Origin of the sequence: Ochrobactrum sp. C6C9 (assembly GCF_022627935.1) — a bacterium.
Taxonomy (GTDB): domain Bacteria; phylum Pseudomonadota; class Alphaproteobacteria; order Rhizobiales; family Rhizobiaceae; genus Brucella; species Brucella teleogrylli.
Map to the genome: position 1 here is coordinate 1 of NZ_JABXGB010000002.1, position 26,547 is coordinate 26,547.

Here is a 26,547-nt window from a genome sequence, read left to right on the forward strand (position 1 = left end):
CACCAGAACTCAAGGACGAAGCAACCTGCCGCTAGCAGCGTCGCCGCCCTCGTTGTGGCGCTATATAGGCCCCGCACACCAAAACTGTCAACACAGCTTTCCATAAAAAAGCGATTTTCTTTTCCACAGCCAATATGGTGTCTTTTAACGTAAATTCAACCGATGAAACCTGTCGATTCGAACAGTTGCGACAAACATATGACAATCACGCACATACCGTATCGCATTGCCGTCGATGGCGGCGGAACCGGATGCCGGGCGGTCCTGACGGACGAAGCCGGGACTATTCTCGGCCGCGCCACCGGCGGGCCGGCCAATATCGGCGCCGATACGCCGGGAGCACTTACGCATATAATAGAGGCAGCGGAACAGGCCGCTGTGAATGCGGGACTGGGCGTTGCGATATTAAGTGAGGCGCGCGCGGTGCTTGGGCTGGCCGGGGCCAATTCGCTCGCCAACCGCGAGGCGCATTATAATGCGCTGCCATTCGGGCAGGTCAGGATCGTGTCGGATGCGGTGACCGCGCTGCAAGGCGCGCTCGGCGATGGCGACGGGGCCATGGTCATTGTCGGGACTGGCTCTGCCTTTATCAGGCGAACCGGCGAGACCATTGAGATTGTCGGCGGGCGCGGCTTCATGCTGAGCGATCACGCGGGCGGCGCGCGACTGGGGCGCGAACTGCTGGAAGAAGCACTGCTCGCCGCCGATGGCATGGCTGCGCGCAGCGGATTGATCGATGCCGTATTGGCGCAGTTTAACAATGACGCGCGTACGATAACCGCTTTTTCTCGGAAGGCGACGGCCGCTGACTATGCCACCTTCGCGCCTTTGGTCTTCGAATGGGCCATGGAGGAGGATCCCCTCGGCCTTTCAATCACCAAGCGGGCCTGCGATTTCATCCGTCGTGGACTGGATCGTTTGGACGTAGAGAAGCTTGGCCGCTTCAGCATGACGGGCGGACTGGCGAACGCCTATGCGGCGCTAGCGTTTCTGCCGCACCGCGCACTTTATAAGCAGCCGCTCGGCGACGCCTTACAAGGCGCATTGGCGTTGGCCATGAGAGACGACTAATAAGATGAGCCGCCAGGGGCAAAAAGACTTGTCGCAACGCGGTTTAGTCGCTACGTTTTTTATCTGAAAGTCTCGCAGGGGTGGCATGCTTACCAAGAAAGGCAAATACGGCCTGAAAGCCATGGTTCATCTGGCGGGAATAGCCGATGGACAACTGGCCTCAGCCAGTGAGATCGCCGAAAAGCATCATATTCCGCGGAAGTTCCTCGACAATATCTTTACCGAACTGCGCAATGCCGGTTTCGTCGTCAGCCGTAAGGGCAAGGGCGGCGGATTTTGTCTGGCGCGTCCGGTCAATGAAATCGCCATCGGCAATATCATTCGTGCGCTGGATGGCGCGCTGGCGCCCATCGCCTGCGCAAGCAAGACCGACTATCACCCTTGCGACGATTGCGACGAAGAAGAATGCGAAGTGCGCCTGATGATGCTGGAAGTGCGTGAGGCCATTGCCAATGTGCTGGACCACCGCACGCTTGCCGACAGCAAGACGCTCGCCTCGCTGTCGGTTTAGCATCTCAATCAAGCCGCAACCGACCAGTTCGGAAACGGATCGGCCAGAGCCGACCAGCGTTCCGGCGCAAAGGTTTCGTCTTCCACCAGACATGTATCGAGTTCGGCGGTCAGCGCTTCCTCGCGCATCGGATCAACGCCGATAAAGACGATCTCCTGACGGCGATCCCCCCAGACCTTGTGGAAATACGGCGCCATCGCGCTCGTCCAGCCCGGTTCCGTCGGCCAATAGTTCTTCGGCACCGCGGACCACCAGCGCCCGCGCTTGGCCGTGTGCACCGATGCGCCTGCCTGGCTGATCTCGCCGACGAAATCCGGCTGGGTCGCCAACCAGAAGAAACCCTTGGCGCGAACAACGCCCGGCCAGCTCTTATCTATAAAGGACTGAAACTTTGCCGGATCGAAAGGCCGCCGCGCGCGATAAACGAAGGAACGAACGCCATATTCCTCGGTTTCCGGCACATGATTGTTGAAGCCGTAAAGCTCCTTATACCACAGCGGATGTTCATGCGCCTTATTGAAGTCGAACAGGCGTGTATCCAGAATGGCATCGAGCGGAACCTGCCCGAAATCAACCTCTTCGATACGCGCATCGGGATTAAGCGAGTGAATGACCTTGCGGGCCAGGTCGCGTTCTTCCGGCGAGGCCGTCGAAACCTTGTTCAGCACCACGACATCGGCAAACTCGATCTGCTCGACCAGCAGATCAACGAGAGTGCGTTCGTCCTCATCGCCCAGCGACTCGCCCCGATCGCGCAGAAAATCATTCGACGCATAGTCCTTGAGCAAATTGGCCGCGTCCACCACTGTCACCATCGTATCGAGCCGCGCCACATCGGTGAGGCTCTTGTCGTTCTCGTCGCGAAACTCGAAGGTCGCGGCCACCGGCAGCGGCTCCGCGATACCCGTCGATTCGATCAGGAGATAATCGAAACGCCCCTGCTCGGCCAGTTGCGAGACTTCCTTCAGAAGATCGTCGCGCAACGTGCAGCAGATGCAGCCATTGGTCATTTCCACCAGTTGCTCTTCGGTGCGCGAGAGATTGGCCCCACCTTCGCGCACCAGTGACGCATCGATATTGACCTCGCTCATATCGTTGACGATGACCGCCACGCGACGATTTTCGCGATTGTTGAGCACATGATTGAGAAGTGTCGTCTTTCCGGCACCGAGGAAACCGGAAAGAACCGTAACGGGAAGCCTTTTTCTCATGACACCGTTCCTTGAATTCAGAGGTTGGGTTGGGGTCAGTCGTGCTGATGCTGATCGAGATTGAAGGTCAGCGTGGTGAAATAGCTGAGCTTGTCGGCATCGCTGGAATCCGTCGTCGGGCTGGAGTGAGCGGCCCCGATGACATTGAGACCCGCATTGCGGATTTTGATCGTTGCGATGCCCTCGGCATTGGTTTTCACCGGCGCGGCGTGGCTGTCATTGACATAATCCGCTGTGACGGAAACGCCTTCCACCGGGTTGCCGTCGAAAAGAACCTGCACCGGCAATTCGCTGCCCGCCGTCAGGATTGTCGGGTCCATCAGGGGCACGATTTCGAATGGCAACCCCTGAGCCTGTGGCTTCTTGCGCAAATGATCGAGGATCGCGACTGCAAATTTCTGGCTCTTGCTGGTTTGCTTTGCGCCCGGCACTTCGGCTTTCGACTTGTTGACCCATTTGCCATCCGGACCTTCGGCCCAGAAACCGTTATCAAAGGTTCCGCTGATCACCACCGCATTTTTCGGCACATCGAGAAGGGCATGGTCATCCTGCCGCCTGATCTCGACGGCGACTTTCTTGCCATCGACATCCTTTGCCGACACCGCCTTGAGCTTCTGCGGATCGTAAGCCTCGTCGGTTGCGCCGTGACCGTAGACCACGGCCTGCGTGCCGTGGCGCTCGGCGATCCAGATACCATGAGCGCTGGCGGCAACCGGCGCCACCAAGGCCACCGCCAGGCCGACCGACCACAGTTTTGCGAAGTGACGCATCTCTTTTTCCTATATGTTATATCATTACATTATGGGTTCAAAAAACAGGCGGCAGCGCCGCCTTCGACGGATCATCCTGCGTCGGGCCATTCGAGGGATGGCCCGACGCCGTTACGGTTGCCGGCAGGCTGACGGGCAACCGCAGCTGTCAGGAAGACAGGCAGGCTTTCAGCGAATCCGCCAGATTGCGGATCAGCTGCGGATAAAGATCGGGGCCGTCCTTCAATTCAGCACCAAGCGGGTCCAGAACGCCGGTCTTGGCATCGGTTCCATCGATGACCGTATTGACGAGCTTCGGTTCGAACTGCGGTTCGGAGAACACGCAGGCCACCTTGAGCGATTTGATCTTGTCGTGGATTTGCTGGATGCGGGCCGCACCGGGAGCCTTTTCCGGGCTGACCGTGATGGAACCGGCTGCCTTCACATCGAAGCGATTTTCAAAATATTGATAGGCATCGTGGAACACGACAAACGGCTTGTCCTTCACCGGCTGCAATTCCGTCGCGATATCCTTGGTCAGCGCATCCAGCTTTTCGGCATAGGCCTTGGCGTTCTGCTCATATTGCGCGGCATGGGCCGGATCGCTCTCGCTCAGAACCTTGGCAATATTGGTGACCAGCACCTTGCCATTCTGCGGATCGAGCCAGAAATGCAGATCATATTCGCCGTGGCCATGATGATGCTCGTGCGCGCCTTCGCCCGCTTCAGCAGCGTGATCGTGACCGGCTTCCGCTTCCTTCTTGTCGCCGTCATCGTGGTCATGCCCATGCGCATGGTCGTGACCCTCATGACCTTCGCCTTCATGGCCATGGTCATGCGCCTCGAACGGCCCGCCTTCGCGGAATTTCAGCCGGGTCAACCCTTCCGATTCCCCGAGCGCCACAACCTTGGCACCCTCGCCCAGCGTATCAATCGGCTTATCCAGAAAGGTTTCCATCGACGGGCCTGCCCAGAAGATGACCTTGGCATGTTCGATAGCCTCGGCATCCGAGGGCTTGAGGCTATAGACATGCTCCGAGCCTGCGCCCTGCACGATCAGTTTCGGCTCGCCGACGCCCTGCATGACTGCGGAAACAAGCGAGTGGAGCGGCTTGATCGAAACGACGACACCGTCTCGGTCTGCGGCAAAAGCAGTGCTGCCGAGACCGGCTAGAAATGCGGAAGCGAGCAGCAGGGAACGCAAATGTTTCATATTATCTCTCTTGAATGAGCGGGGTGAGCGGCATATCTGGTGATATGTTATTTTATTACATCAGTTGCGTTATGCTATAACGTCTGCCATAAGGTCTAGCAACCCCTTTTTGGAGAAATTCACCCGGCATCTTTTTGGCGATATCGCATTCATCCTGAAATTGCTGTCCTGTGTGACAGCTTGGGCAGGTGGATTTCACAAACGGGATATGGCGTTGCGCACCGCCCGAAAAAGACACTGGGAAAAACTCCGAATCGGCAGATGATCCGTTGGAATGCGCACTAAGCGAAATGAAGATGCAGGCAGCGAAAGCCCCGATTGCAATGGCCAGAAAGAATAGAATCCCCGCCGACAGGGCGCGGGAAACGCTGATTGAACTGAAAAACGCCGGTGTTTATCGCGACGGGCGCTGGCTTGTGCGCAATGTCGATCTGAAAGTCGAGCGCGGCGAGATCGTCACGCTGATCGGGCCGAATGGCGCTGGCAAAAGCACCGCGGCCAAGATGGCGCTGCGTATCCTCAAGCCCGACGAAGGCCAGGTGATCCATAAGCCCGGCCTGCGCATCGGCTATGTCCCGCAGAAGATCAACATCGACCGCACCCTGCCGCTTTCGGTGGAGCGTCTGCTGACGCTGACCGGCCCCTTGAGCAAGCAGGACATCATGGCGGCCCTTGAAGCAGTCGGCATCCCGCATCTTTTGAAAGCGGAGACAGCCCATCTTTCCGGCGGCGAATTCCAGCGCGCCTTGATGGCGCGGGCGCTGGCGCGAAAACCGGATATCATGGTGCTGGACGAACCCGTGCAGGGCGTGGATTTTTCCGGCGAGGCCGCTCTTTATGAACTGATTGCGCGGCTGCGCGACGAAACCGGCTGCGGTGTGCTGCTGATCTCGCACGATCTGCATCTCGTCATGGCGGCAACCGACCGGGTCATCTGTCTCAACGGTCATGTCTGTTGCAGCGGAACCCCGCGCGACGTGACGGCAAGCCCGGAATATATGCGCCTGTTCGGCAGTCGCGCTGTCGGGCCGCTCGCGGTCTATGAGCATCATCATGATCACACGCATCTGCCTGACGGGCGCGTGCTACACAGCGATGGTTCGGTGACGGATCATTGCCATGCCGATGACGGCCATCATCATGAGCATGAACATGCGCACGAACAGGGGCACGAGCATCACCACCATCATCACGGGAAAGGCGAACACCGTGCTTGACGATTTCTTCACCCGCGCCTTGATTGCCGGCATCGGGCTGGCGCTGACGACCGGCCCTCTCGGCTGCTTCATCGTCTGGCGGCGCATGGCCTATTTCGGCGACACCATGGCCCATTCCGCCTTGCTCGGCGTGGCGCTGGCGCTCATCTTCGACATTAATCTGATGATTGGCGTCTTCGCTGTGTCGGTCGCGATTTCCGCGATCCTGCTGCTCTTGCAGCGCCGCCACACATTGTCGGCGGATTCGCTGCTCGGCATCCTGTCCCATGCCACATTATCGCTCGGTCTCGTGATCGTCGCTTTCATGACGTGGGTGCGTGTCGATCTGCTTTCCTTCCTGTTTGGCGATCTTCTGGCCGTTTCACGGCTGGATATCGTCTATATCTATGCGGGCGGGGCATTCGTGCTTGCCGTGCTGGCCTGGTTGTGGCGACCCATGCTGGCCGCGACCGTCAGCGAGGACATTGCGCGCGCCGAAGGCATGAACCCCGCCGTCTCGCGCGTCATCTTCATGCTGCTTCTGGCCATCGTCATCGCCATTGCGATGAAGATCGTCGGCATTTTGCTGATCACATCGCTGCTGATCATTCCGGCTGCAACCTCCCGCCGTTTCGCTTCAACGCCCGAGCAAATGGCGGTGCTTTCATCACTGATCGGCGCGGCTGGCGTGGTCGGCGGGCTCTACGGCTCCATTCATTTCGACACGCCGTCAGGCCCTTCCATCGTTGTCGCTGCGCTTGCTATTTTCATTTTCAGTCTTCTGCCCTTACATAAGAGAGCAGAGGCCCCATCGAAACGGACTGCTGAACAATGAGCACGCATAACCACCATCACCACCCGCAACAGGATCTGACCCGCAACCAGACCCTCGTTTTCGATGCTCTGTCCAAGGCGGAAGGGCCGCTCAGCGCCTATACAATTCTCGACCAGTTGCGGGATGACGGCTTTCGCGCGCCGCTTCAGGTCTATCGTGCGCTGGAAAAGCTGCTCGATTATGGGCTCATCCATCGCCTCGAAAGCCTCAACGCTTTCGTTGCCTGCGCGCACCCGCAATGCCACCAGCAGGGCCTCGTCGCTTTTGCGATCTGCGAGAAATGCGGTCAGGTGACGGAATTTTCCGACGCGGCGATCGAAAATCTCGTCAGCGCCTGGAGCCTGCAAAGCGGCTTCAAGTCGCGCAAGACGACGCTTGAACTGCGTGGTCTGTGCCAGTCCTGCGGCGATCACTAACCCTTTGGAAGTAAGGTTTTCTGGCGGTCAGACTTTAAAAGTAACGCTTCGGAAATCGAAATCTGCTAAAAATACCTATTCAGGGGATTAGTGGGTAAGATTTTCATATGGCGCGCATGAAGTCGCCGCAGGAGCGGCGCAAGGAAGAAAGACAAAGGACAAGGTTACGTTCGGGAAAACTTATAGACCTGGACGGGCAGTTTATCGTTGAGTGCCAGTTCAGCGACTTGTCTCCCCATGGCGCCAAGCTTAGAACCATCGAAACACCTGCCCTGCCCGACCGGTTCTGGCTGTTCGACGATTATTACAAGCGCGCGCTGCTGGCCCGCATCGCCTGGCGCAATGGTCGCGAAATGGGCGTCGAACTGATCACCGATCCAACGGTCACGCCGCTGGATGCCGAACGTCTCGCCCAGCTTGGCGGAAAATATTATTCGCTGTGAGCCGCCTGCCCATCATTGATATTGGCATTGGCTTGCTTTCCGGGCGTCTGGTGGGCTGGTGCTGTCGATGTCGGCTCACCGCGCATGTTCATGGCGCGGATTTCTTCAGCCGAAATATAGTTGAACTGCTCGACCAGCAGGTCCTTGATCACCGGCTCGGGGAACCGCCCGTTCAGGTCTGAGATGATCGAGGCGCGCACGTCCTCGAACTGCACTTTCTCCACCTCTTTCGTATCCGAATAGCTGCCATAGAACTTGCGGAAAATCTCGTCGCTGATGAAAAGCTCCAGCGGCACGCTGAGCTTCTTGCGGATATTCGAATCGACCGTATAGACGAGCTGCGTCACGACATAGCCAGCAACCGCGCCATTCGAAATGATCGGCACACTCATCACGTCCGTCTTAACGTAATCCACGCCGCCGAAGCCGCCGACAGCGGCCTGCGCCTCACCGGACGATGACGCGTTCTGACGGGTCGCCAGGAACAACGACCCGAAGGCGACAGCGCAAATCCACAGGCCAATGACGAAAATGCGGATCATCGCGCGTGACCGAGCCTCGCGCTCTGCATGGAATAGGTGCCATCGGCTTCTTGCGTTTCCAATGCGCTGCGGATCACATCGGCGAGTTCGCCGACCGCGCGCAGATGCAGCTGCAACGCTTCGCAGTTCTTCTCAAGCTTCTGCTTCAGGCTGTCGAGCAGCGGCTGCAAGCCTTTCAGCGTCGCAGGTTCTGCCAGAGCGGCAGCCTTCTTGATCGCCTTGTTGAAATCATAGAGACCGCGGCTTTTGCGTGAATTGATTTCTGCGAGATCGGGATTGCCGCCTTCCATCAGAAGGCGCGTTTCAGTCTCGATGACATCCTCAAGACGCTGGATGGCGCGAACCACCGGCTTCAAAGTCGGGTTTTCTACCGGTTCCATTGCCAGTTCCGGCTTCGCCAGATCATGCACCTGTTCGCTCGCCTTCGCGAGAACCAGCGATTCTTGCGGGGGCAGGCTGGTTTCAGAGCTTGTCTCGGTCATTTCAAGGGTTCCTCAATTTCGGTGGACGTCACGTCGCGCGCTGCGGTTTATCGTTCAGCCGCGCGCGCTATCCGCGTCGTCGTTTTTCTCAAGCTGCTTTTGGATGAGCGTGCGTTCGAACCCGTGTATCAGATCGTTCGAAACCGCATCGTTGCTCATAGTCTCTCCCAGATTGTTGATCACATCTCCTAGTGCTGCAGTGGTCGGCGCATCTGCCCGCCCTTTGCGCGCCGCCTGCTCCTCAAGCAGTCTAGCAATGCCGACACCGCCGCCATCCGCCATCTTGTTCGCCATGGCTTCCGCCATCATCGACTTCCAGTAGTCACCCGCGATGCCCTTGCCGAAAGTCGCTGTCGTGTCACTGGTGAACATCGACTGGACAAAGGATTGCAGCATGAAGGCCTCGAATTTCCGATAGGCCGGATTGATCGTATTCTGCGCGTCGGGCCGCATAGTCACGCCCGCCGAAAAACTATCGGAAAAGCTTGCGAAATTATCCCGCGTCAGTCCCGTACCGGACGACGCCATCGCCGTTTGCATGGTGCCGGAGACCGACTTCAATCGCTCCGCCGCCATGCGATAGGCCTGCGGATCGGCCGCGCGGGCCACATCCATCACCAGATCCGACGGCGGGTTGATCGCCATGCAAGGTTTCCTTCTTCATCCTATGAGTGCACCATAATGGGTCAAACTTGACTGAAACTTGTGGACGAGTTCAGCGTGGCCCAGAAGGCGCTTTCGTGGTTTTCCGGCTAACGAATTCCTCGATCAGACTGGCCAGTTCGTGCCGGTCCAACTCGCTTCTGGCTTCTTCCAGCCGATCTTCCAGCAGTTCAACCCGCCGTTGTTCCTTCAAAAGCGCGCCGCGCTCTGATTCGAGCCGTGATTCGAGCGCCGCCGATTCGACTGCATTCGCACCAAGACGCTTGATGAGCAGCGACGGATCGATATCGAAGACAGCGCCGTCATATCGACGGTCCTGCATGGCGATGAGGGCCAGACGCTCCTCCTCCAGCGCAAGCTTGCGCGCATTGGAAACGGCCAATGCTGATTCGAGCCGGGCGCTGCCCAGTTTCTGCAAATCGATCAGCTTCTTGAGATTGCGTGTGTTGGTCTGGGCCATGGCCACCTCAAAACAAAGCGCGCATTTGCGTGGCGGTTTCGTTGGTGAAAAAGCGCAGCAGTTCCGGCAGGATGAAATAGACCACCAGCAGCCCGCCCCCCAGCACGAAGGGCATCGACACGAAATAGATCGGGATCGACGGCGTCAGCTTGTTAACAAGACCGATCGCGAAATTGACCAGAATCGCAAAGACGATGAATGGTGCTGCTACGCGCAGTGTCGCCATGAAGGCCGACGACAGCGCATCGGTAAAATCGATCATCGCCGCGTCCGGGCGGAATCGCCCGTCCACCGGAATGGCGGTATAGGAATTGAGCAGCGCGCGCAGAATTTCCAGATGCATGTCGGTGACGAAAAACAGCAACAGCGCGCTGAAGGTCACGATGGTGGCAAGCGTTGCCTGCGGCTCTGATTCGGTGATCGCATCGGCGGGCGAGCCACTAAAGCCAATGGCCATCGCCATGGTGTTGGCCATGAATTGCAGCGCCCAGAAATAGATATGCGCCAGAATGCCAATCACCGCGCCGATGAACATCTCGCTCGCTATCAGGCGAAACAGGGTCCACGGCGCGCCGCTGTCGACAGCCGTGACAATGCGCGGTAAAACCAGCGGCAGCACCGCGAAGGAGCACGCCAGCGCGATGAAGAGCCGGACCTGCAACGGAATACGCGCGCTCGAAAGCCCCGGCATCAGCATCAGGCATGCGCCGACCCGGCAAAAAGCCAGAACGGCTGCCAGAATGATGTCGTTGAGCGGCAGTTGCGCGATCGGCACTCAGGCCCCTTTCCGCGTTTCAATCATATAACCGTCCTCCTGATCCCTCGTCCTTCGATCCTTCGAGACGGTTCCCTTCGCTGCGCTCAGGGCACCTCCTCAGGATGAGGGGAAGTCTGGCGCCCCCGCCCCTCATCCTGAGGAGACCCTCCGAGCATAGCGAAGGAGGGGCGTCTCGAAGGACGAAGGATCGAGAGGGCGAGGGGGCGAGGAAATCAAAGAACCGAACCTACGAAACCGCGCCGAGCGACTTCACCTCGACGCCGCGCGCGATTTCGACATGCGACAGCACCGGCAGGGTTGCGAACAGGCGTTCGATGATCATCCGGATATAGGGCCGCGCTTCCGGCGACGATACGAGAACGAATCGCTCGCCATTGTCGAAATGCTTGCGAATGACGGTCGATGCTTCCGTACCGAACTGTTCCAGCAGGCGCGGGTCGATATCGAACTCGACGATTTCGCCCTTAGCGTCTCGCTTGAGGCTCTGGTGGAACACCAGATCCCAGCGATTGCCGAGACGCAGCACATTCAGCACGCCATTGTCGGAAAGGTCGCCGCAGATTTGCTGCGCCATGCGCATGCGCACATGTTCGACAATCATTTCCGGGCGGCGCACCATCGGCGCAATTTCCGCGATGGCTTCGAGAATGAGGTGCAGGTTGCGGATAGAAACCCGCTCGGCCAGCAGAAGCTTCAACACCGCCTGCAAACCGGAATAGGAAATATGCGCCGGGCTGATATCTTCCACCAGCTTGCGATATTCCGGCCCCAGACGATCCAGCAGAATGCGCATATCCTTGTAGGACAGGAGCTGCGCCAGATTGTTGCGCACGATTTCGCTGAGATGAGTGAGCAGGACGGAGAGATTATCAACCGTCATATAGCCATCACGGCGCAAATCGGAAGCGAAGGTTTCCGGCACCGAATAAGCGCGCATGCCGAAGGCGGGCTCGCGCATTTCCTCGCCGGGGATAGACGGGATCGGACGCTCGCCCAGCACCACCAGAATTTCACCGACGCGCAATTCATGGCTGGCCACCGCCGTGCCGTGTATCTTTATGCGATAGCTTTTCGGCGGCAGGGCAAGGTCGTCCGTCACCTTGATTTCAGGAATCACGAAGCCGTATTCCTGCGCGAATTTACGGCGCATCTTGTTGACGCGATGCGCCAGCTCCTGCTGCGACGCCATCAGGCGCGCGGAAAGCTGCTTGCCGAGGCACAGTTCAATCTGGTTGGTTTCGAGCGATGCCTTGACGGAATTGCGCTCCTGATCCGCGGCCTCGCGCTGCTTCTTGTCCGCCTCAGTGGCTTCCGCCTCGCGCTGGCGCGCCTGGCGGCGGGGCACAGCGATACCGATGAAGGCCATTGCGCCGCCCAGCATGAAGAACGGAAATGCCGGAAGACCCGGCATGATGCCAAGCACGAACAGCAGCATCGACGCGACCAGAAGCGCCTTTGGATAAGCGCCAAGCTGGCCGAAAATCGCCTGATCGGCTGAGCCCCGGGTTCCGCCCTTCGACACCAGAAGACCGGCGGCGAGCGAAACAATGAGGGCTGGAATCTGCGTGACGAGACCGTCACCAACTGACAGCTTGGTGAAGACGTCAGCGGCGTGGGAAATGTTCATGTCATGGCGGGTGACGCCGATGATGATACCGCCGAAAATATTGACGGCAGTGATGATCAGACCGGCAATGGCATCGCCGCGCACGAATTTCGAAGCACCGTCCATGGAACCGAAGAAGGAGCTTTCTTCTTCCAGTTCGCGGCGGCGGCGCTGCGCTTCCTTTTCATCGATCAGGCCCGACGAAAGGTCGGCATCAATGGCCATCTGCTTGCCGGGAATGGCGTCGAGCGTGAAGCGCGCGCCCACTTCCGCGATACGCGTCGCACCCTTGGTGATGACGAGGAAGTTGACGATGATCAGGATGCAGAAAACGACCAGACCGATGACGAAATCGCCGCCCATCACGAATTGCGAGAAACCGTGGATCACATGACCGGCGGCCAGATAGCCTTCATTGCCGTGGGTGAGAATCACGCGCGTCGTCGCAATATTGAGCGAGAGGCGCATCATGGTCGCAATCAGGAGGACGGTCGGAAAGGCCGAGAAATCAAGCGGCCGCTGAATCCATAGCGCCACCATAAGGATAAGCACCGAAAAGGCGATGGAAAAGGCAAGACCGATATCCAGCACCACAGCTGGCACGGGCAGGAACAGCACCGTCAGGATGATGATCATGCCTGCCGCCAGCCCCATATCGCTGCCGGTCAGAAATCCGCTTTTTATGAAGGGTTTAGCCGTTGCCTGCTGCACGTCCGTCTCCTGTTACGAAGCGGATCTTAGCTTGCGAAGCTTGCGCGAAACCTGAAAGGAGGAGAGGTAGAGCATTTCCAGCAAAAGTGCGCAGCGGTTTTGCGTAGGATAATGCGTAAAAACAAATAGATAGAGCGGTTCCCCGATTCCGTTTTAACCGGAACCGCTCTAGAATCCCTTTTCGATGCGCGAATAGACGAGCAGCGTAAAGGAATTGATCTGCGCGCCGACGAAAGGCGCGGTGACAGCCAGCACGACGAAAATCACGACGATCTTCGGAACGAAGGTCAGGGTCATTTCCTGCACCTGCGTCAGCGCCTGAAACAGCGCGATGCCGATACCGATCAGCATCGCGGCCAGAACCGCCGGGCCGCTGGCCATCAGCACGGTCCAGACTGCGGAATTGACGATATCCAGCGCATCGGCTTCGTTCACCGGGATCGTCCTTAGCTGACCTTGACGCCCTGACCGATGGTGACGGTCTTCCCGTCTTCCAGCTCGGCGAGCATGCCAGACTGCTGGATCGTGACCGATTTCACCACGCCGGAAATCGTGCCGTCGGCACTGGTCACCGTGCGGCCAATCCAGCCCTCGGCCTGCGACAGCGACGAGTTGGCGATCAGCGTTTCCAGCTTGGAATTCATCTGCACGGACTGCTCGACACCCGAAAAGGTCGCAAGCTGCGAGACATATTGTGTCGCGTCCATCGGTTGCGTCGGGTCCTGATTCTTCATCTGGGCGACCAGCAGTTTCAAAAACGAGTTGTAATCGACATCCGCCTTCGCCGCCGAGCTGGCGCTCGACGAATTGTTGGTATTGGTCGTGGTGTTGCCGACCGGTGGTGTCGTAGTCATAGGCTTGTCTCCCTGGCCTCAGCGGCATTCCTGACCGGCGGCACGGCGCTTTGTTCCGGCATCAATTCCGCCTCGCGCGGATATTGCGCGCGGATGGTTTTCAGCGCTTCGAAAATGCGCCCGTTATGCACCAGCTCGTCAACGATCTTCAGCGCGTTCAGGATTGCCGGATCGGAAAACGCCTTGAACATGCCTTTCAGCATTTGCGCAAAGGTTTGGCGCGCCTGATCGCGCAAGGAAGGCTCGATGAGCATCATCTGCGCGGCAAAATAAAGCTGGCGCAGCGGGGTCGTCGTCTGGTCCGGCTGGAGCACATGGTTTTCCAGAAGGAACGTCGCATCGTTGAGCAGTTCCAGCGATACCTTGCGGTCGGCTTTCAGCACGGCGCCGTTGATATAGATCTTCTCGCCAGCCCGAAGCGACAGGCGGATTGCCGATTTACCGTTGGCCGCCATCTTAAAGACCGTCCCGGATCGACCGCGTGATCTCGATCAGCGTATCGTAATCATTGCTCTCGCCCTGGCGAATGCGCTCGATTTCCTTGAGCACGAAAATGCCCACGGAAATGATGGCGGCCTTCAGCTCTTTCGGCAGTGCGTTTTCTTCCGATCCCAGATCGTCGATGATCGTGGTCCAGAGCCGCATTGTGAAATAACCGGCATCAATGGCTTCGCGCGAACCGGCGCCATTGGCCTTGGCTGCTGCGAGCATGTCAATCGAACGGTCGAAAAGCATCCGTTCGCGGTCCTTGGCGCTCGCCATATCGTCATTCATGACATCTTCGTAGCGCAACTGATACATGTCGTCTCCGCTAGAGCGCCTTTGAACTGACCAAATCAGATCGGCGCTCTAAATGGTTGGTCTTACGCACATCTTATCCGAAAACCGTTTCACACTTTTCGGGATGTGCTCTTATGGGCATCATCTGCGCGGATCGCCTCATGCCACCGCCGTTATGATGCCGCCCGCTTTATTTTAAATAGTTAAGCAGGCTCATGCTCTGAAGCTGAACCGTCAGCTGATACGAGGTCTCGATCTGCGTCTTCAGATTGTTGACGCGGGTCGCCGCCTCGTAAGGATCGACTTCTTCAAGATTGAGAACCGACTGGTTCAGGATCTTCTGCTGTGCGTTGATGCGCGTGACGGCCTGCGAGGTGCGCGACTGGGCGAGACCAAGCGCGGTCTGTTCGGACGTGGTCTCGGCGATGGCCTGCGTCGTCGTCTGCATCGCATGGGTGGTCAGCGCCTGAAAGGCCGAATTGTTGAGACCAATAGTAGAAAACTCGGCCATCATCGCAAGCGACATCACCGTCTTGCGAAAACCGTCGGCATTGGCGCTGATCGATGTATCGGCTGTTTCAGTCGGCGAAATACGGCTCTTGATGACAGTATCCGATGCATCCGACCAGTTGGCGTCCCAATTGGCATCGTTGAACTGGTCAGCATAATCGCCTTCCAGAAACGCCGTCATCTGGTCGGCGGTAATATTGGCGACCTGCGGATCATCCACGCCAAAGCCGAAATGCGCCGTGAAAGCGTCGCGGATAGCCGTCTGCGCCGCGCCGCCCTCGGTATAGTCTGCGAAGGGCTTCACATCGGTATTGACGCCGGAGAAGATATATTCGCCGTTATAGCTCGTATTGAGCAGACCTGTGACGCTGTTCAGGATCGACCGCGCCGAGGCGGCAATGGTCGAGCCGCTCTCGCTGGTGCTGGTGGCGCCGGTGAGATTGGCCAGAAAATCCTGCGTATTGTCGATGATCGCGCTCGTCGCCGTCTGCGTCGTGGTCATGCGCTGCTGCACGAGATTGTTCATGTCCAGCAGCACGGTCAGGCGGTCATATTCCTTGCGCAGGGAAACGCTCTGCCCCGATTTGGTGCCAAGCGCCAGCCCCACGTCGAAGACGGTTCCCGTCGTTGCTTCCTGCTGGGCCTTGACCAGATCGGCCTTGCTCTTGCTGACAAGCGCCCGAAGGGCGGCAGCTGCACCATAGTTGGAAACTGATTGCGCTTTCATGAGCCTCACACCGCCGCGAGCAAATCGTCGAGCATCGCGCTGACCGTCGTCAATACGCGGCTCGATGCCTGATAGGAATGTTCCAGATCGAGAAGCAGCGCCATTTCGGTATCGATATTGACACCGTTGGCGTTGGACATGGCCTGATCGGCCTGGGTCGCTACCGTCTGGTTGTAGTTATATTCGTTGTTGGCCGTCTGACGCTTGCCTTCAAGCCAGCTGACCGAGGACGAACCATAATCCGTCAGGCTCGCATTGGCCTTGAGCCCGGCTGCGGCGTCGAAGGAAAATGGCGTCGAAAATGCTTCGTTCAGCGCCAGCAGACGGTCGGTGAAACCGGCGGCGTTTTCCGCATTATAAACATAGTCGGCGCCATTGGCGCCACCGTCACGCAGGTAGGTCGGGCTGCCGCCCTGCGCGGTGACGAATGCGGAGGAAACCTTGATCGAGCCTGCAATGCCAGAGGTCAGGCCAGCGCCCGGCACTGCTGGCGAACCAGACCAGCCGAACAGGCCGGTTTGATCCGCGCCGCCACTGCCGGACTGGTCCGATTCGGAAAACATGGTGACAAGGCCGCGTGCGATCTCGTCAAGCTGCATCTGGTATTGCGGCGCAATCTGATCGCGCAATTGGAGAAGCCCGCTGAGACGACCCGTGCCATAAGGCTGGTCGAAAGTATCGTGGCTGAGCGGCACGCCATCCACCAGCACGGCATTACCGGCTGTGCCAGCCGTCAGGCTGCCCGATGGCGCAAAGGTCACCGTGCGTGCCGTGGTCTCAAACAGCGTCACGCCATTATCGGCGAAAATGACCATGTCATTGTCGCCGCGCGTCATGGTGGTGATGCCGAGTTCGCCGGAAATCTGCTTGAGGAGCGAATCGCGCTGATCCAGCGCATCGGACACGTCACGCCCGGCGCGCGTGCCGCTGACCACATCCTTATTGACCTGTTCGAACTTCGACAGAAGATCGTTGATACTGGCAACCGACAGCGCGATTTCGCTATCGGCATCCTCGCGCAGCGTCTGCACCTGCTTGGTGCCGTCATTCAGCGCATTGGCAAGCGCCTGCGCCGTCGACACGACGCTATCGCCGAGCGACGAATTGGACGGCGATGCCGCATAGGTCTGGAGCGCATCGCGCAAATCGCCCATCAGCGCCGATGGCGAACCGGAATAATTGTCGGCGGAATAAATCGACGAAAGGCGGTCAAGACCGCTTGCGAGAGCCGACGAAGAGGCCGCCGTGCTGTTGGACTGGATGTAGCGATTGAACAGCGCTTCATCCGCCGAACGGGTGACATTCACATAAAGCGAGCCATAAGGCCCGGAAACGAGGGAAGCAGTGCGGCGCGAATAGTCGGGATCGTTCACGCCAGCAATATTGCGCGAAACAACCGATGTCTGCTTGGACGTGGCCGCAAGCGAACTCTTGGCCGTCGATAGAGCAGAACTAAGTGACATCCTTTTCCCCTCATCCAAATCGCAAACCGCGACCCGTAATGTAAAACACGGCGTTTGCGGGAAAGTCGCCCTTCCCGCAAACGCTCAAACTATCTCTTCAGATTGACCAGAACGTCCATGAGTTCGGAGCCGGTCTGGAAGACTTTCGAATTGGCCGTATAGCTGCGCTGGGCTTCGATCATGTCGGTCAGCTCCTGCGCGATATCGGCGTTTGATTCCTCAAGCGAGCCCGACATGATCTTGCCCATGCCATCGCCCTGCGGATAGCCGACCCTCACCCCGCCTGATGCGGCGCTTGGCGAAAACACGTTGCCGCTCACCACCGTCATGCGGTCGGGGCTGGCCACGGTTGCCAGCGGCAGACGATAGAGCACCTGCTGCGAGCCGTTTTCATAAATCGCAACGACCGAACCGTCCGCGCCCACATCGACGCTTTGCAGCGACGATGGCGCCTGACCGTTGATGGTGGCCTGCGAGATCGTGTAGTTGCCTGTACGCGCCGTCGACGCGCCGAGATTGAGATCGAGCGTACCGCCATTATAGCCGGTCAGATCGACAGAAATATTGCCGCCGGAAACCACCGCGCCCGTCGCGGGATCGAAGGTCAGCGTTCCCGTGCCGATTTCAACATTATCGGCAGCGTTCTTGACCGAGACCGACCAGGTATCATCCGCGTTCTTGGTGAAATAGACGTCCAGCTTCACCGCCTCACCGGCATTGTTGTAGGAGATGAGCGACGTCTTGTGGTTATAATCGCCTGCCGTCGCAGGGGGCGTGTCGGTCGTCGGCAGGTTGACCGTGAAGGTGCCGTTCGTGCTGCCGATTGCCGTAAGGTCCGGCGCATTGACATTGACGATCGAGAGGCCGTTCAGGTCTGGCGCGACATTGCCGTCAGCCGATCCGAGCAGGTAATAGCCCGCCGTATTGACCAGATTGCCATCCTTGTCCGGCACGAACGAACCCGCGCGCGTCAGATAGGTTGCGCCATCCGCGCCCTGCACGAGAAAATAGCCGTTGCCGTCAATGGCAAGGTCGGTCGTGGACGACGTGGAGCGGATGCCGCCCTGATCCGAAATACCGTAACGGACCGAAGTCAGCACGCTACCGGAATTGTACTGGCCGCCACTGCTCGGCAGAACAAGCGAGGAAAACTGCGTTTCGGCGCGCTTGTAGCCGATCGTGCTCGCATTCGCGATATTGTCCGCGACAGCCGAGAGACGGTTGGCCTGGGCATTCATGCCCGAAACACCCGTCCGCATCATACCGTAGAGACTCATTGCCAGCTCCTGAGAATTTTAGCCGAGAATTTTAGAACTTGTTACGATTCTAACGTGCCATGCTTGCGTGAAGCTGTAGCTTCGCGAGTTTTTTGATTTTTTACCGGGCATGCAGCGCAGCTTTTGAGAGACGGAAACCCGTTTTAAAACTGCCCGAAGCCTTGAACGCGGAACACAAGCAAACCATTCACACAATGAACGGGGCACTACTCGATGCTGATGCAGTAGCCGAGGAAGCGCTTGGAATCGATGGGATCGAAACCAAGCTGCTCGCGCAACTTCTTGCGCAGCTTGCTGATGTGGCTTTCCACGACGTTTTCTTCGACTTCACTGTCGAAGATGCCGTAGATCGCACCGAAAATCTGCGCCTTGTTGATGCGGCGACCGCGATTGGCGATCAGATATTCCAGTATGCGGCGCTCGCGGCGCGGCAGCGGAAAATCGACGCCATTGATCTGCGGATCGCGTCCATCGGAGAAAACGCGGATCGGGCCAAGCTCAGTGCCGGTTTCCGCAACGCTCTGCGCGCCTGCGGCGCGGCGGCGGATCGCGTTGATGCGGGCGAGGATTTCGCGCACGTGGATCGGCTTGCGAACGACATCGTCAACCCCGGATTGAAAAAGCTCCAGCGTATGCTCCAGCGAGGGACGGTCGTTAAGGGCGATAACGGGGGCCTTGCAGCGTTCACGAATTCGGGCAGGAAGACGATGCTGGGTTGCGCATTCGCCAATGAGGAACGCTTCGACGGCCATAATATCCTGCCGCGGAACGGTCTCTACCCATTCATCGAAATCTGCCGGTGTGAAGCCCGTCGTCGTGATGCCTTCACGGCCAAACCAAGAGGCATAGCCTTCAGTGACAATATCTCTGTCATCCACGACGACAATCATCGGCCCGCCTTCCGAATCAATATGTTAGCCCAAGCAAGACAGAGGTAACTGGCGGAGTGACTCGGCGACAATGGCAAGAAATTGCCCGCAATAAATTGGGAGGAATTTTAGCATTAACTAATTTTATGGGAATCGTGCAGATTGCATTGCACCCGACAATGATAGTGAGCCGAACCTTAACGATAGATTAACGGCTCACGATGTTTTACGATTCATTACAAGGGGTTAATTATCGCTAACCTAAATTAGTCCCCAATCCTTATGACAATCACTGATTGCAGGGTTGCAAATGGCGTGTATGCGACGCCGCTTTACAACCATTAAAAATTTAATGAATCGCTGATGGTCCAGGGAGGCCGCCCGTTACGCTCCGCAAAATATTTTTGCGTCTGGCGTCCAGTTTCCGAACCCCGTCGCGACCATATTTGCCATCACCCGGCAGACATATCGCTTCTGTGCGGGATTGTTGTTCGGGCCTGCATGATAGCGCGCGACAGCCATCGTCCAGTTGCCTTCACGAGTGTGAAGCTGCTTGAGAAAGCGCGCCGCGTAATCGACATTGAGGCTCGGCATCAGCATGGCTGCGACCGATGGAAATTCCTGCCCGTGATAGTAGTAGTTGATCTGCATGCAACCGAGATCGATGAGCTTGGCTCCCCCGGCGCGCACCTCGGTAAAACGCTTGAGGGCGGCCCCTTGCGACGGCAGAAATTCCGCCCGGCCCTCAATATTCATCGCATAGGGTTGCAGTGAATTCTTGCGCCCGGTTTCCGTCAGGCCGACAGCGTAGAGGATGCCGAGCGGCACGTCATAGCGCGCCGAAGCGCGATGCATTTCGCGCTCGCAGACATTCTCCGCCAGAGCGGCACTGGCGTTACACAACCAGACCGCGACTGCGGCCAGCAGTGCCTGCAACAGTGTCGCGCGCCGCAGTTTCGGAACCTGTCTGCTTGCCGGACCGGTCTTGTCCCGTTTGGCTGGAATCACCATTCTGCCTGCCCTCGCCGCTTGCAAACTGAGCCTGTGCCTGAGATTGCGCGCCATTGCGGCCATCGAAGCCGCCTTGCATATTGAAGGCCTGTTGCTGGCCGGATGATTGCTGTTGCGCGCCGGCCTGCTGCTGGCCAGCGCCTTGCCCCGCCGCCGTGTGCTGCACCGCGCTTGCCGCAGTGCGGTCTGTAACCGTTACGGAGATGCGGGCATCGTCCGCGATACCGGCACTTTTCAGCGCCTTCTCGATGATCGCGCGGTCAGCGGAAAGCGCTTCAGCGGCCTGCGCCTTATCCGCGACCAGATGCACTTCTACACCGTCCGGCACAACGCGGATGCGCGCCGTCACCTGCCCCAGATCGACGGGATCAAGCCGTATTTGAAGCGTCTTCACCGAACCAAAGCTGCGCTCGGAAACCACCTGCACATCCGCCACGCGAACCGCCTGCGGCGTGGCAGTCGCCACCTTGCCATCCACCGGAGCAGCGGACTTGCCAGCGGCTTGCAGCGGCTGGAAGACACCGCGATCAGCATTGCTGGAATTAGCCGGCTGATTACCCGCTGGCTTTTCGGCTTTCAGCAGATCGGTAAGGTTTGCATCGGCATTTTCAGTGGGCTTATCCGACTGCGCGCCATTCGTGTCGCCCGACACCGCCTCGCCGGATTTGGAAGACGGCTTTCCACTGACACCAGGCTGGAGATTCTGAGCTGCCTCGGCCTTCCGCCTCATGTCGCTGACGGTATCCGCTCCGACCTCAGCACCCTCGCCTTCAACAGCGTTCGGATTCATGTCATCTGATTGCGCCAAAGCAGCTATTCCAGCCTTTTTCGCGAGATTTTCTGTGGCGGAATTGTGGCTTTCGCCGTTCAAATTGGGCATGTTGGCGGCCAAAGAAAGGACATTCTGTGTCACGGCCCAGTTTGTCCCTTGCGTGGACGCATCCGCTTTCTGCTCATCCTGCTCATCGCTGAGCGCAGTATCGGCGTCATCGCCCTTCGCGACCGGTTTGCCATGCGGCTTTTCCAGAAGCGCGCCAAACAGCTGCGACGGCTCGGAATTTTCCTGCCCATCCACATTTGCCTTGCCTTGCCCATTGCTTTGCTGGGGCGCCAGACTGCGGGTCGGCGACGCCATCCGTCCGGCCTGACCGAGCAAAATATCCACGCTCATTGAATGGTCTCCCCTAGCAAGGCGTCGATCTCGGCAAGCTTGCGCCGGGCATCGTCCATGGTCTTCTGCAAATCGTCTGTTGGCTGCGCCGGTGTCGGGTTCCAGCCCGCAACCGGCGACGAAGCCGGTATTGCGGCGGGCGCGGTAACGGGTGCGTCCGCCACTGCCATAGCAGGCACCTTGCGGTCCTCCACAGCGGGTTCAGGCGCTGCTTTTGCTGGCGGCAGTGCGCTCGGCGCGCGGGTCACGACCGAGCCCACCGTCTCGGCTGCCTTCAACAGTTTGCGGTCAGGTTCCTGCAGGCGATCAGGCGAAATCTGCGACAGTTCACGCAAGGCGCTGCCCGCCGAATCGGAGGCGACATCGCTTGCCGCCGCATAGAGATTGGCGCGGGTCGGATCGGCTTTGAGTCGGTCGGCGAGCTTGCGCGCCTCCGCAGACATGAAACGCGCCCGCTCCGTCTGGCCGTCCACCAGAGCGCCGCGCGCAATCTGGAGATAGAGCGAATATTGCATCACCGGATCGGCGGCTGCGATCAGCTTTACCAGTTCGGCATTGCCGATGCGGTCATTGAGCTTGAGCGCCGCGCTGACGAATTGTCCCATGAAATCACGCATATAGGGCGAGCGGGGAAAGCGCTGCAGATAGTTGCGCGCCAGCATCCGGATCTTTTCCGCATCGCCAAGCTTGGCTGCAATCGGCATCGAACGGCGGATCGCCGCTTCCTCGAACAGCGTGCCCGGCGCTTCGAGCCGCACCTGATCAAGCCGCAGCAGCGCGGTCGCCGGATCGAAGGCTGTCATCTGGCTTGCGGTCACGAGCACGATGGAGGCTTTCAGCTCCGAAGGCACATCCGGCGACAGCGGAACGGAGAACAGCTTGACCACTTCGATCATCTGCCCGGAGGCATAGGCCAAAGCACCCTTGACCAGTTCCTGCGGCACGACATCCGACTTGAAATCGGCCAGAACCTTGCGCACCGCGTCGGGATTACCGCCATTAAAAAGATAGATGATCGCCGCATAAATGTTTTCGGGATTATCCCATGCTTCCTTCGGCGCGCGCGCCATGTCGGCGCTGATGAAAGCCAGAAGCTTGTTCAGCATGACCACGGCTTCCGGCTTTCCCGCCACCACCTGATCCTGCAACATGCGCAGCGAACGCACGAGCTTGTAAGGCTCAAGCACCGGCAAGGCTGCGCCCGCGCTGCCGCCCTGTTGCGCCTGTGCAAAGACATGCACCGGCGCTCCGGCCAGCGGCAGGCTCATGGTCAAGGCAATCATCAGGGAGCGCTGAACAAGCCGCTTCATGGGGCAGACTTGAGGAAAATATCGATGCGGCGGTTTTCAGCCGCATTCGGGTCATTGGCGATTTTCGGCTGGCGGTCGGCATAGCCTTCAACGCGCAACACGCGCTTTTCATCCAGCCCGCCGCGCACCAGCATGTAATAGGCCATCTGCGCACGCGCCGACGACAGACGCCAGTTGTCATAGCTTGCGCTTTTGAACGGGCGCGAATCGGTGTGACCGCTGATGATGACTTCGCCGGGCTGGCGGGAAATCACCTGCGCTATGCGTTCCAGCATCTGCACCACGCGCGCATCAGGCTTGGCGGAGCCGATTGTGAACATGCCGTAGTCGATCTTGTCGGTCAGCTGGATCATCACCCCGCCATCCACCGGAACCACCGTTACATCCGGCATCGGCTCAGCCTTGCTGCCCGGCCTGGCCGCAGTGGACTTTTCGCCTTCCGCAGCCTTTTTCAGTTCCGCAATGAGCTGTTCCTGATCTTTTGCAGGCGCTTCAGCGGGTTTTGCTTCCGGCGTTTCCGGCTTGGGCGGCGTGGAGGGCGCGGCATTCGGCGGCGTCAGCTCGTCCACGGCCTTGCTCGACCAGTAATCCGGGCTGAAAGGATCACGATAGGCATCGCCGCCATCGGCACCTGTGGCAGGGCCGGATTGCGACGTGCCGCCGTCACCCTTGGCAGACTGATTCTGCAACACACCGGTTTCATGCGCCAGTTCCGACAAAACCGCATAGGGCTCACGGAAAAGCTGGCGCTCCTCCTGCTCGCTCGGCGGCACGGTCGTGGCGTCGTTGATGACCTTGGTGCTGTTTTCGACCTGCTGGTCGCTTTCATAGCGAACCTTGCCATCCTTCTCATCGACATCCTGCACGCCCTTGGGGCTGGAATGCCGGTCCATCAGCTTGACGGGATTAAAATAGCTGGCGACAGCCGCCTTGGTTTCCTCATTGGCGGCATTGATCAGCCACATGACGAGGAAGAACGCCATCATGGCGGTCATAAAGTCGGCATAGGCAATCTTCCACACGCCGCCATGGTGGCCGTCATGGTCGTCATGCCCGCCACGGCGAACAATGATGATTTCGCGCTTGGTTTCGGGATCGATGCTCATTGGACCGCAGCCTTCAATTCATCAAGAAGCGGCGCGATGCGCGTTTCTAGCACCCGTTCGCCAAAGGAAAAGGACAATTCGTCCGACGCATTTTCGACAAACCGGCAGCCGGAGGGCAGCAGCGCTGCATGGTCGCGTATCGGGGCCAGCAGTCCTGCCGGACCGGAGATTTCCGGCGCTTCGCCTTCCAGCGCCAGCGCCGCAATGCGGTGGGCAAATTCTGCAACCGCGTCCTGTTCAAGCTTTCCGACGAGAAGCGGCGCTAGAATCTCGGCAATCTGGCCGGAGAAGCTCTGTTCCAGCGCGGTCAGCGCTTCGGTCAGGCTGCGCGCCAGCAACAGCGCCTGCTCCCGCGAAAACGCGGCGCGAAGATTTTCGATTTCCGTCTCATGCTCGCGCAAAAGCCGGGCTTTCTCAGCTTCGTAAAGCGCCTCGGCTTCTTTATGGCCTTCCTCGCGGCCAAGCGTATGGCCTTCGGCATGACCGTTTTCAAAGGCGGAGCGCTTTTCTTCCTCGGCTGCGATGAGGGCCGCCATTTCCGCCTTTTCGGCAGCGGCAAGCTTATCCGCAAGGGCCGCCGCTTTCGGGTCAATTGCTTGGGTGCGACGGACCGGCTCCGGCTTCAACGGTTGTGACGGCGCAGGGGCGGCGATGATCTCCACAGCCTCATCCGCCACGCGATGGGTCGAAAAATCAGGAAGGTAACGGCTGAGGGAGAGCGCGCTCATTATCAGGCAGCCTCAAGCTCCGGTGCATCGGCCCGTTCAGCATGGACAGGCTGCTTCACGGCGTTTCCGTTGATCCACTGCTTGAGAACGGCGGCAACGCGCTCCTCATCCATCTCGATCATCTGTTCCAGACGAAGCTTGGCGGGCATGCGCATGCGCTGGCGTAAATCACTGAGGCTGGTCTTCATCTGGTCGGCATAGGCTTCCGGCCCGCCGATCACAGCCTGCTGGCCCTCGCTGCCTGCTTGTGTACCGACGAAATTCGGCGTGGCAACCTCACCCGCTTCGCGGATGGCGACTTCCGTGCCTGCCGGTTTCGCGGTCTGGTCACGCAGCAGCGGACGCAGGCCAAACCAGATCAGAAGACCAACCGCGGCGAGGATGGCCAGCGCATTGACATAGCTTCCGCTTTGGCGCAGCAGCGTATCGGTCCATGGCGCCGAAACCGGCTCCATATCCGCACCAGCCGGATCGAGGAAGTTGACGGCGGTTACATTGATGACATCGCCGCGATCCGCATTGAGACCGGCAGCCGTGGCGACGAGATCGCGAATCTTGGTGATCTGCTGATCGACGAAATTGGCAGGCGGCGGCGTGGTGCCAGCCGTTTGCAGCAGGCGGGCCTGATCAATGACGACGGCAATCGACAGGCGCTTGACGGAATAACCGTCGCTCACCGTCGCAATCGTCTTGCTGTTCATTTCGTAATTGGTCAGTTCCTCACGGCGGTCGGTCTTTTCCGACGAGGTCTCGCCATTGCGGTTCTGGATTTCTTCCTGCGGGATGTTCTGTTCCACACCCGTCGCGTTGTTATCGCGGTTGTTGCGGGAATCGCCGCTTTCGCGCACCACGCGGACCGAACGTTCGACACGCGATTCGGGATCGAAGGTCGTCTCGTTGATCTGGCGGCGATCAGTGTCGAGCGTCGCCTGGACGCTGGTCTGGAAATGGCCAAGACCGAGATAGGGCGCCAGCGCCTTGCGGATGCTGTCGTCCACATTACCGGCAACCTGCTGTTCCAGCGAGGCGGTCATGAGAGCCGCGCCATTGGCGGCCTCGCCAGCGGAGGCGAGAAGCCGGCCATTGGTGTCGAGGACGGTGACCGACGATGCATCGAGCGACGGTACGGCGGCGGCAACGAGCTGGCGAATCGACTGCGCCGATTCGGCGGCAAAGCCGCCTTCCGCGCGGATGACCACCGAAGCGGACGGCTTCTGGTCGCCACGGCGGAACGAGCCTTTTTCAGCCAGAACGATGTGCACGCGGGCGGCCTTCACGCCGCGAATCGCCTGAATGGTGCGGGCGATTTCGCCTTCAAGCGCGCGAACGCGGGTGATTTCCTGCATGAAGGAGGTGAGGCCCAGCGAGCCCATATTGTCGAACAGCTCGTAACCGGCATTGTTGGAGGTGGGCAGGCCCTTTTCGGCGAGATACATGCGGGCGGTTTCCGCCTTGCCGATCGGCACCAGAATGGAGGAACCATCCGACTTCACGTCGAAGGGAATGCCCGCTTCGCCGAGTGCCAGGCCCATGCGGTTCACGTCATCGCGCGACAGGCCGACATAAAGCGTCTCATAGGATGGACGGCTGAGATAGAAGCTCGTGTAGAGGATCGCTCCCATCAGGGCGGCCCCCACAAGCCCGAGCGCAACAAGCTTGCGCACGCCAAGCTTGCCAAGCGTTCCCTTGAGCTGTTCGATCAATTGCTGGATATTCTGCTGCATCGACACCACCGCCATCATGATGGATGCAAACTAGACCGCGAAGCTTGCGCGAAAGTGGCGGCTGATAAAGCACGTGCTTTCTGAACGCCGAAACGAAGCGGGGCGCGGAATTGATCCCGCGCCCCTTTTC

General features: G+C 58.8%; 29 protein-coding genes. 6 read left to right on the top strand and 23 right to left on the bottom strand.

Annotated features, from left to right (window positions below; all coding sequences use genetic code 11):
* Nucleotides 1–198 precede the first annotated feature (198 nt).
* Both HWD97_RS01420 and HWD97_RS01425 read left to right on the top strand, forming a co-directional pair.
* Nucleotides 199–1,071 (top strand): BadF/BadG/BcrA/BcrD ATPase family protein, encoded by an 873-nt coding sequence (locus HWD97_RS01420; protein ID WP_109367861.1) that lies wholly within the window; start codon nt 199–201, stop codon nt 1,069–1,071.
* Nucleotides 1,072–1,156: 85 nt separating this feature from the next.
* Nucleotides 1,157–1,582 (top strand): Rrf2 family transcriptional regulator, encoded by a 426-nt coding sequence (locus HWD97_RS01425; RefSeq protein ID WP_371834620.1) that lies wholly within the window; start codon nt 1,157–1,159, stop codon nt 1,580–1,582.
* Nucleotides 1,583–1,590: 8 nt separating this feature from the next.
* On the opposite strand, the gene zigA is transcribed toward HWD97_RS01425, so the two are convergent.
* The 3 genes from zigA to znuA all read right to left on the bottom strand — a co-directional run bounded on the left by zigA (nt 1,591) and on the right by znuA (nt 4,755).
* Nucleotides 1,591–2,793: a zinc metallochaperone GTPase ZigA gene (zigA, locus tag HWD97_RS01430; protein WP_109367863.1), complete on the bottom strand. Its 1,203-nt coding sequence runs from the start codon at nt 2,791–2,793 to the stop codon at nt 1,591–1,593.
* A 35-nt stretch (nt 2,794–2,828) separates the two neighbouring features.
* Entirely contained in the window at nt 2,829–3,563 is a 735-nt protein-coding gene (locus HWD97_RS01435) for a DUF4198 domain-containing protein (protein ID WP_109367864.1), read from the bottom strand.
* A gap of 148 nt (nt 3,564–3,711) precedes the next feature.
* A complete protein-coding gene (znuA, locus tag HWD97_RS01440) occupies nt 3,712–4,755 on the bottom strand; it encodes a zinc ABC transporter substrate-binding protein ZnuA (protein WP_109367865.1) in 1,044 nt (347 codons plus the stop codon).
* Between the two features lie 323 nt (nt 4,756–5,078).
* Here znuA and HWD97_RS01445 point away from each other — a divergent pair, with 323 nt between their 5' ends.
* From HWD97_RS01445 to HWD97_RS01460, 4 genes are all read left to right on the top strand, one after another.
* Nucleotides 5,079–5,972 carry a metal ABC transporter ATP-binding protein gene (locus HWD97_RS01445; protein WP_109368044.1) on the top strand — a complete coding sequence of 298 codons (894 nt, stop codon included), beginning with the start codon at nt 5,079–5,081 and terminating at the stop codon, nt 5,970–5,972.
* On the top strand, nt 5,908–6,786 hold the full coding sequence (gene znuB, locus HWD97_RS01450) for a zinc ABC transporter permease subunit ZnuB (RefSeq protein ID WP_109367866.1): 879 nt from the start codon (nt 5,908–5,910) through the stop codon (nt 6,784–6,786). Before HWD97_RS01445 ends, znuB begins: the two co-directional genes overlap by 65 nt.
* Nucleotides 6,783–7,202 carry a Fur family transcriptional regulator gene (locus HWD97_RS01455; RefSeq protein WP_109367867.1) on the top strand — a complete coding sequence of 140 codons (420 nt, stop codon included), beginning with the start codon at nt 6,783–6,785 and terminating at the stop codon, nt 7,200–7,202. Before znuB ends, HWD97_RS01455 begins: the two co-directional genes overlap by 4 nt.
* A 107-nt stretch (nt 7,203–7,309) precedes the next feature.
* The gene (locus HWD97_RS01460; RefSeq protein ID WP_109367868.1) at nt 7,310–7,645 is read left to right on the top strand and encodes a PilZ domain-containing protein; all 336 of its coding nucleotides are present in this window, start codon (nt 7,310–7,312) and stop codon (nt 7,643–7,645) included.
* On the opposite strand, the gene HWD97_RS01465 is transcribed toward HWD97_RS01460, so the two are convergent.
* From HWD97_RS01465 to fliF, 20 genes are all read right to left on the bottom strand, one after another.
* A complete protein-coding gene (locus tag HWD97_RS01465; protein ID WP_109367869.1) occupies nt 7,633–8,187 on the bottom strand; it encodes a hypothetical protein in 555 nt (184 codons plus the stop codon). The two genes, HWD97_RS01460 and HWD97_RS01465, sit on opposite strands and share 13 nt — an antisense overlap.
* Nucleotides 8,184–8,567, bottom strand: coding sequence for a flagellar protein FlgN (locus HWD97_RS01470; protein WP_371830822.1), 384 nt, complete (start codon nt 8,565–8,567; stop codon nt 8,184–8,186). Before HWD97_RS01470 ends, HWD97_RS01465 begins: the two co-directional genes overlap by 4 nt.
* A 156-nt stretch (nt 8,568–8,723) precedes the next feature.
* Entirely contained in the window at nt 8,724–9,314 is a 591-nt protein-coding gene (locus HWD97_RS01475; RefSeq protein WP_109367871.1) for a rod-binding protein, read from the bottom strand.
* Between the two features lie 70 nt (nt 9,315–9,384).
* Nucleotides 9,385–9,792, bottom strand: a complete 408-nt coding sequence (locus HWD97_RS01480) for a hypothetical protein (RefSeq protein ID WP_109367872.1) — start codon at nt 9,790–9,792, stop codon at nt 9,385–9,387.
* 7 nt (nt 9,793–9,799) lie between these two features.
* Nucleotides 9,800–10,567, bottom strand: coding sequence for a flagellar biosynthetic protein FliR (fliR, locus tag HWD97_RS01485; RefSeq protein ID WP_109367873.1), 768 nt, complete (start codon nt 10,565–10,567; stop codon nt 9,800–9,802).
* Between the two features lie 229 nt (nt 10,568–10,796).
* Nucleotides 10,797–12,887 carry a flagellar biosynthesis protein FlhA gene (flhA, locus tag HWD97_RS01490; RefSeq protein ID WP_109367874.1) on the bottom strand — a complete coding sequence of 697 codons (2,091 nt, stop codon included), beginning with the start codon at nt 12,885–12,887 and terminating at the stop codon, nt 10,797–10,799.
* 168 nt (nt 12,888–13,055) lie between these two features.
* The gene (fliQ, locus tag HWD97_RS01495; RefSeq protein ID WP_109367875.1) at nt 13,056–13,322 is read right to left on the bottom strand and encodes a flagellar biosynthesis protein FliQ; all 267 of its coding nucleotides are present in this window, start codon (nt 13,320–13,322) and stop codon (nt 13,056–13,058) included.
* Nucleotides 13,323–13,333: 11 nt separating this feature from the next.
* On the bottom strand, nt 13,334–13,741 hold the full coding sequence (gene flgD, locus HWD97_RS01500; RefSeq protein WP_109367876.1) for a flagellar hook assembly protein FlgD: 408 nt from the start codon (nt 13,739–13,741) through the stop codon (nt 13,334–13,336).
* Nucleotides 13,738–14,196, bottom strand: coding sequence for a flagellar biosynthesis repressor FlbT (gene flbT / locus HWD97_RS01505; protein WP_109367877.1), 459 nt, complete (start codon nt 14,194–14,196; stop codon nt 13,738–13,740). Before flbT ends, flgD begins: the two co-directional genes overlap by 4 nt.
* A gap of 1 nt (nt 14,197) precedes the next feature.
* Nucleotides 14,198–14,542: a flagellar biosynthesis regulator FlaF gene (flaF, locus tag HWD97_RS01510; protein WP_109367878.1), complete on the bottom strand. Its 345-nt coding sequence runs from the start codon at nt 14,540–14,542 to the stop codon at nt 14,198–14,200.
* 169 nt (nt 14,543–14,711) lie between these two features.
* Nucleotides 14,712–15,758 carry a flagellar hook-associated family protein gene (locus tag HWD97_RS01515; RefSeq protein ID WP_109367879.1) on the bottom strand — a complete coding sequence of 349 codons (1,047 nt, stop codon included), beginning with the start codon at nt 15,756–15,758 and terminating at the stop codon, nt 14,712–14,714.
* A 5-nt stretch (nt 15,759–15,763) separates the two neighbouring features.
* A complete protein-coding gene (flgK, locus tag HWD97_RS01520; protein WP_109367880.1) occupies nt 15,764–17,221 on the bottom strand; it encodes a flagellar hook-associated protein FlgK in 1,458 nt (485 codons plus the stop codon).
* Between the two features lie 89 nt (nt 17,222–17,310).
* Entirely contained in the window at nt 17,311–18,498 is a 1,188-nt protein-coding gene (locus HWD97_RS01525; protein WP_109367881.1) for a flagellar hook protein FlgE, read from the bottom strand.
* A 206-nt stretch (nt 18,499–18,704) separates the two neighbouring features.
* A complete protein-coding gene (gene ftcR, locus HWD97_RS01530; protein WP_109367882.1) occupies nt 18,705–19,388 on the bottom strand; it encodes a flagellar transcriptional regulator FtcR in 684 nt (227 codons plus the stop codon).
* 363 nt (nt 19,389–19,751) lie between these two features.
* Nucleotides 19,752–20,222: a transglycosylase SLT domain-containing protein gene (locus HWD97_RS01535; protein WP_319080433.1), complete on the bottom strand. Its 471-nt coding sequence runs from the start codon at nt 20,220–20,222 to the stop codon at nt 19,752–19,754.
* Between the two features lie 40 nt (nt 20,223–20,262).
* The gene (locus HWD97_RS01540; protein ID WP_121538374.1) at nt 20,263–21,549 is read right to left on the bottom strand and encodes a flagellar hook-length control protein FliK; all 1,287 of its coding nucleotides are present in this window, start codon (nt 21,547–21,549) and stop codon (nt 20,263–20,265) included.
* Nucleotides 21,546–22,859: a chemotaxis protein gene (locus HWD97_RS01545; protein ID WP_121538376.1), complete on the bottom strand. Its 1,314-nt coding sequence runs from the start codon at nt 22,857–22,859 to the stop codon at nt 21,546–21,548. Before HWD97_RS01545 ends, HWD97_RS01540 begins: the two co-directional genes overlap by 4 nt.
* Complete coding sequence (locus tag HWD97_RS01550) at nt 22,856–23,965, bottom strand: flagellar motor protein MotB (RefSeq protein ID WP_109367885.1); 1,110 nt, start codon at nt 23,963–23,965, stop codon at nt 22,856–22,858. The genes HWD97_RS01545 and HWD97_RS01550 overlap by 4 nt, the downstream gene beginning before the upstream one ends.
* Nucleotides 23,962–24,693 (bottom strand): hypothetical protein, encoded by a 732-nt coding sequence (locus tag HWD97_RS01555; RefSeq protein WP_109367886.1) that lies wholly within the window; start codon nt 24,691–24,693, stop codon nt 23,962–23,964. Before HWD97_RS01555 ends, HWD97_RS01550 begins: the two co-directional genes overlap by 4 nt.
* Nucleotides 24,694–24,695: 2 nt before the next feature.
* A complete protein-coding gene (fliF, locus tag HWD97_RS01560; protein ID WP_121538501.1) occupies nt 24,696–26,432 on the bottom strand; it encodes a flagellar basal-body MS-ring/collar protein FliF in 1,737 nt (578 codons plus the stop codon).
* Between the last annotated feature and the right edge of the window lie 115 nt (nt 26,433–26,547).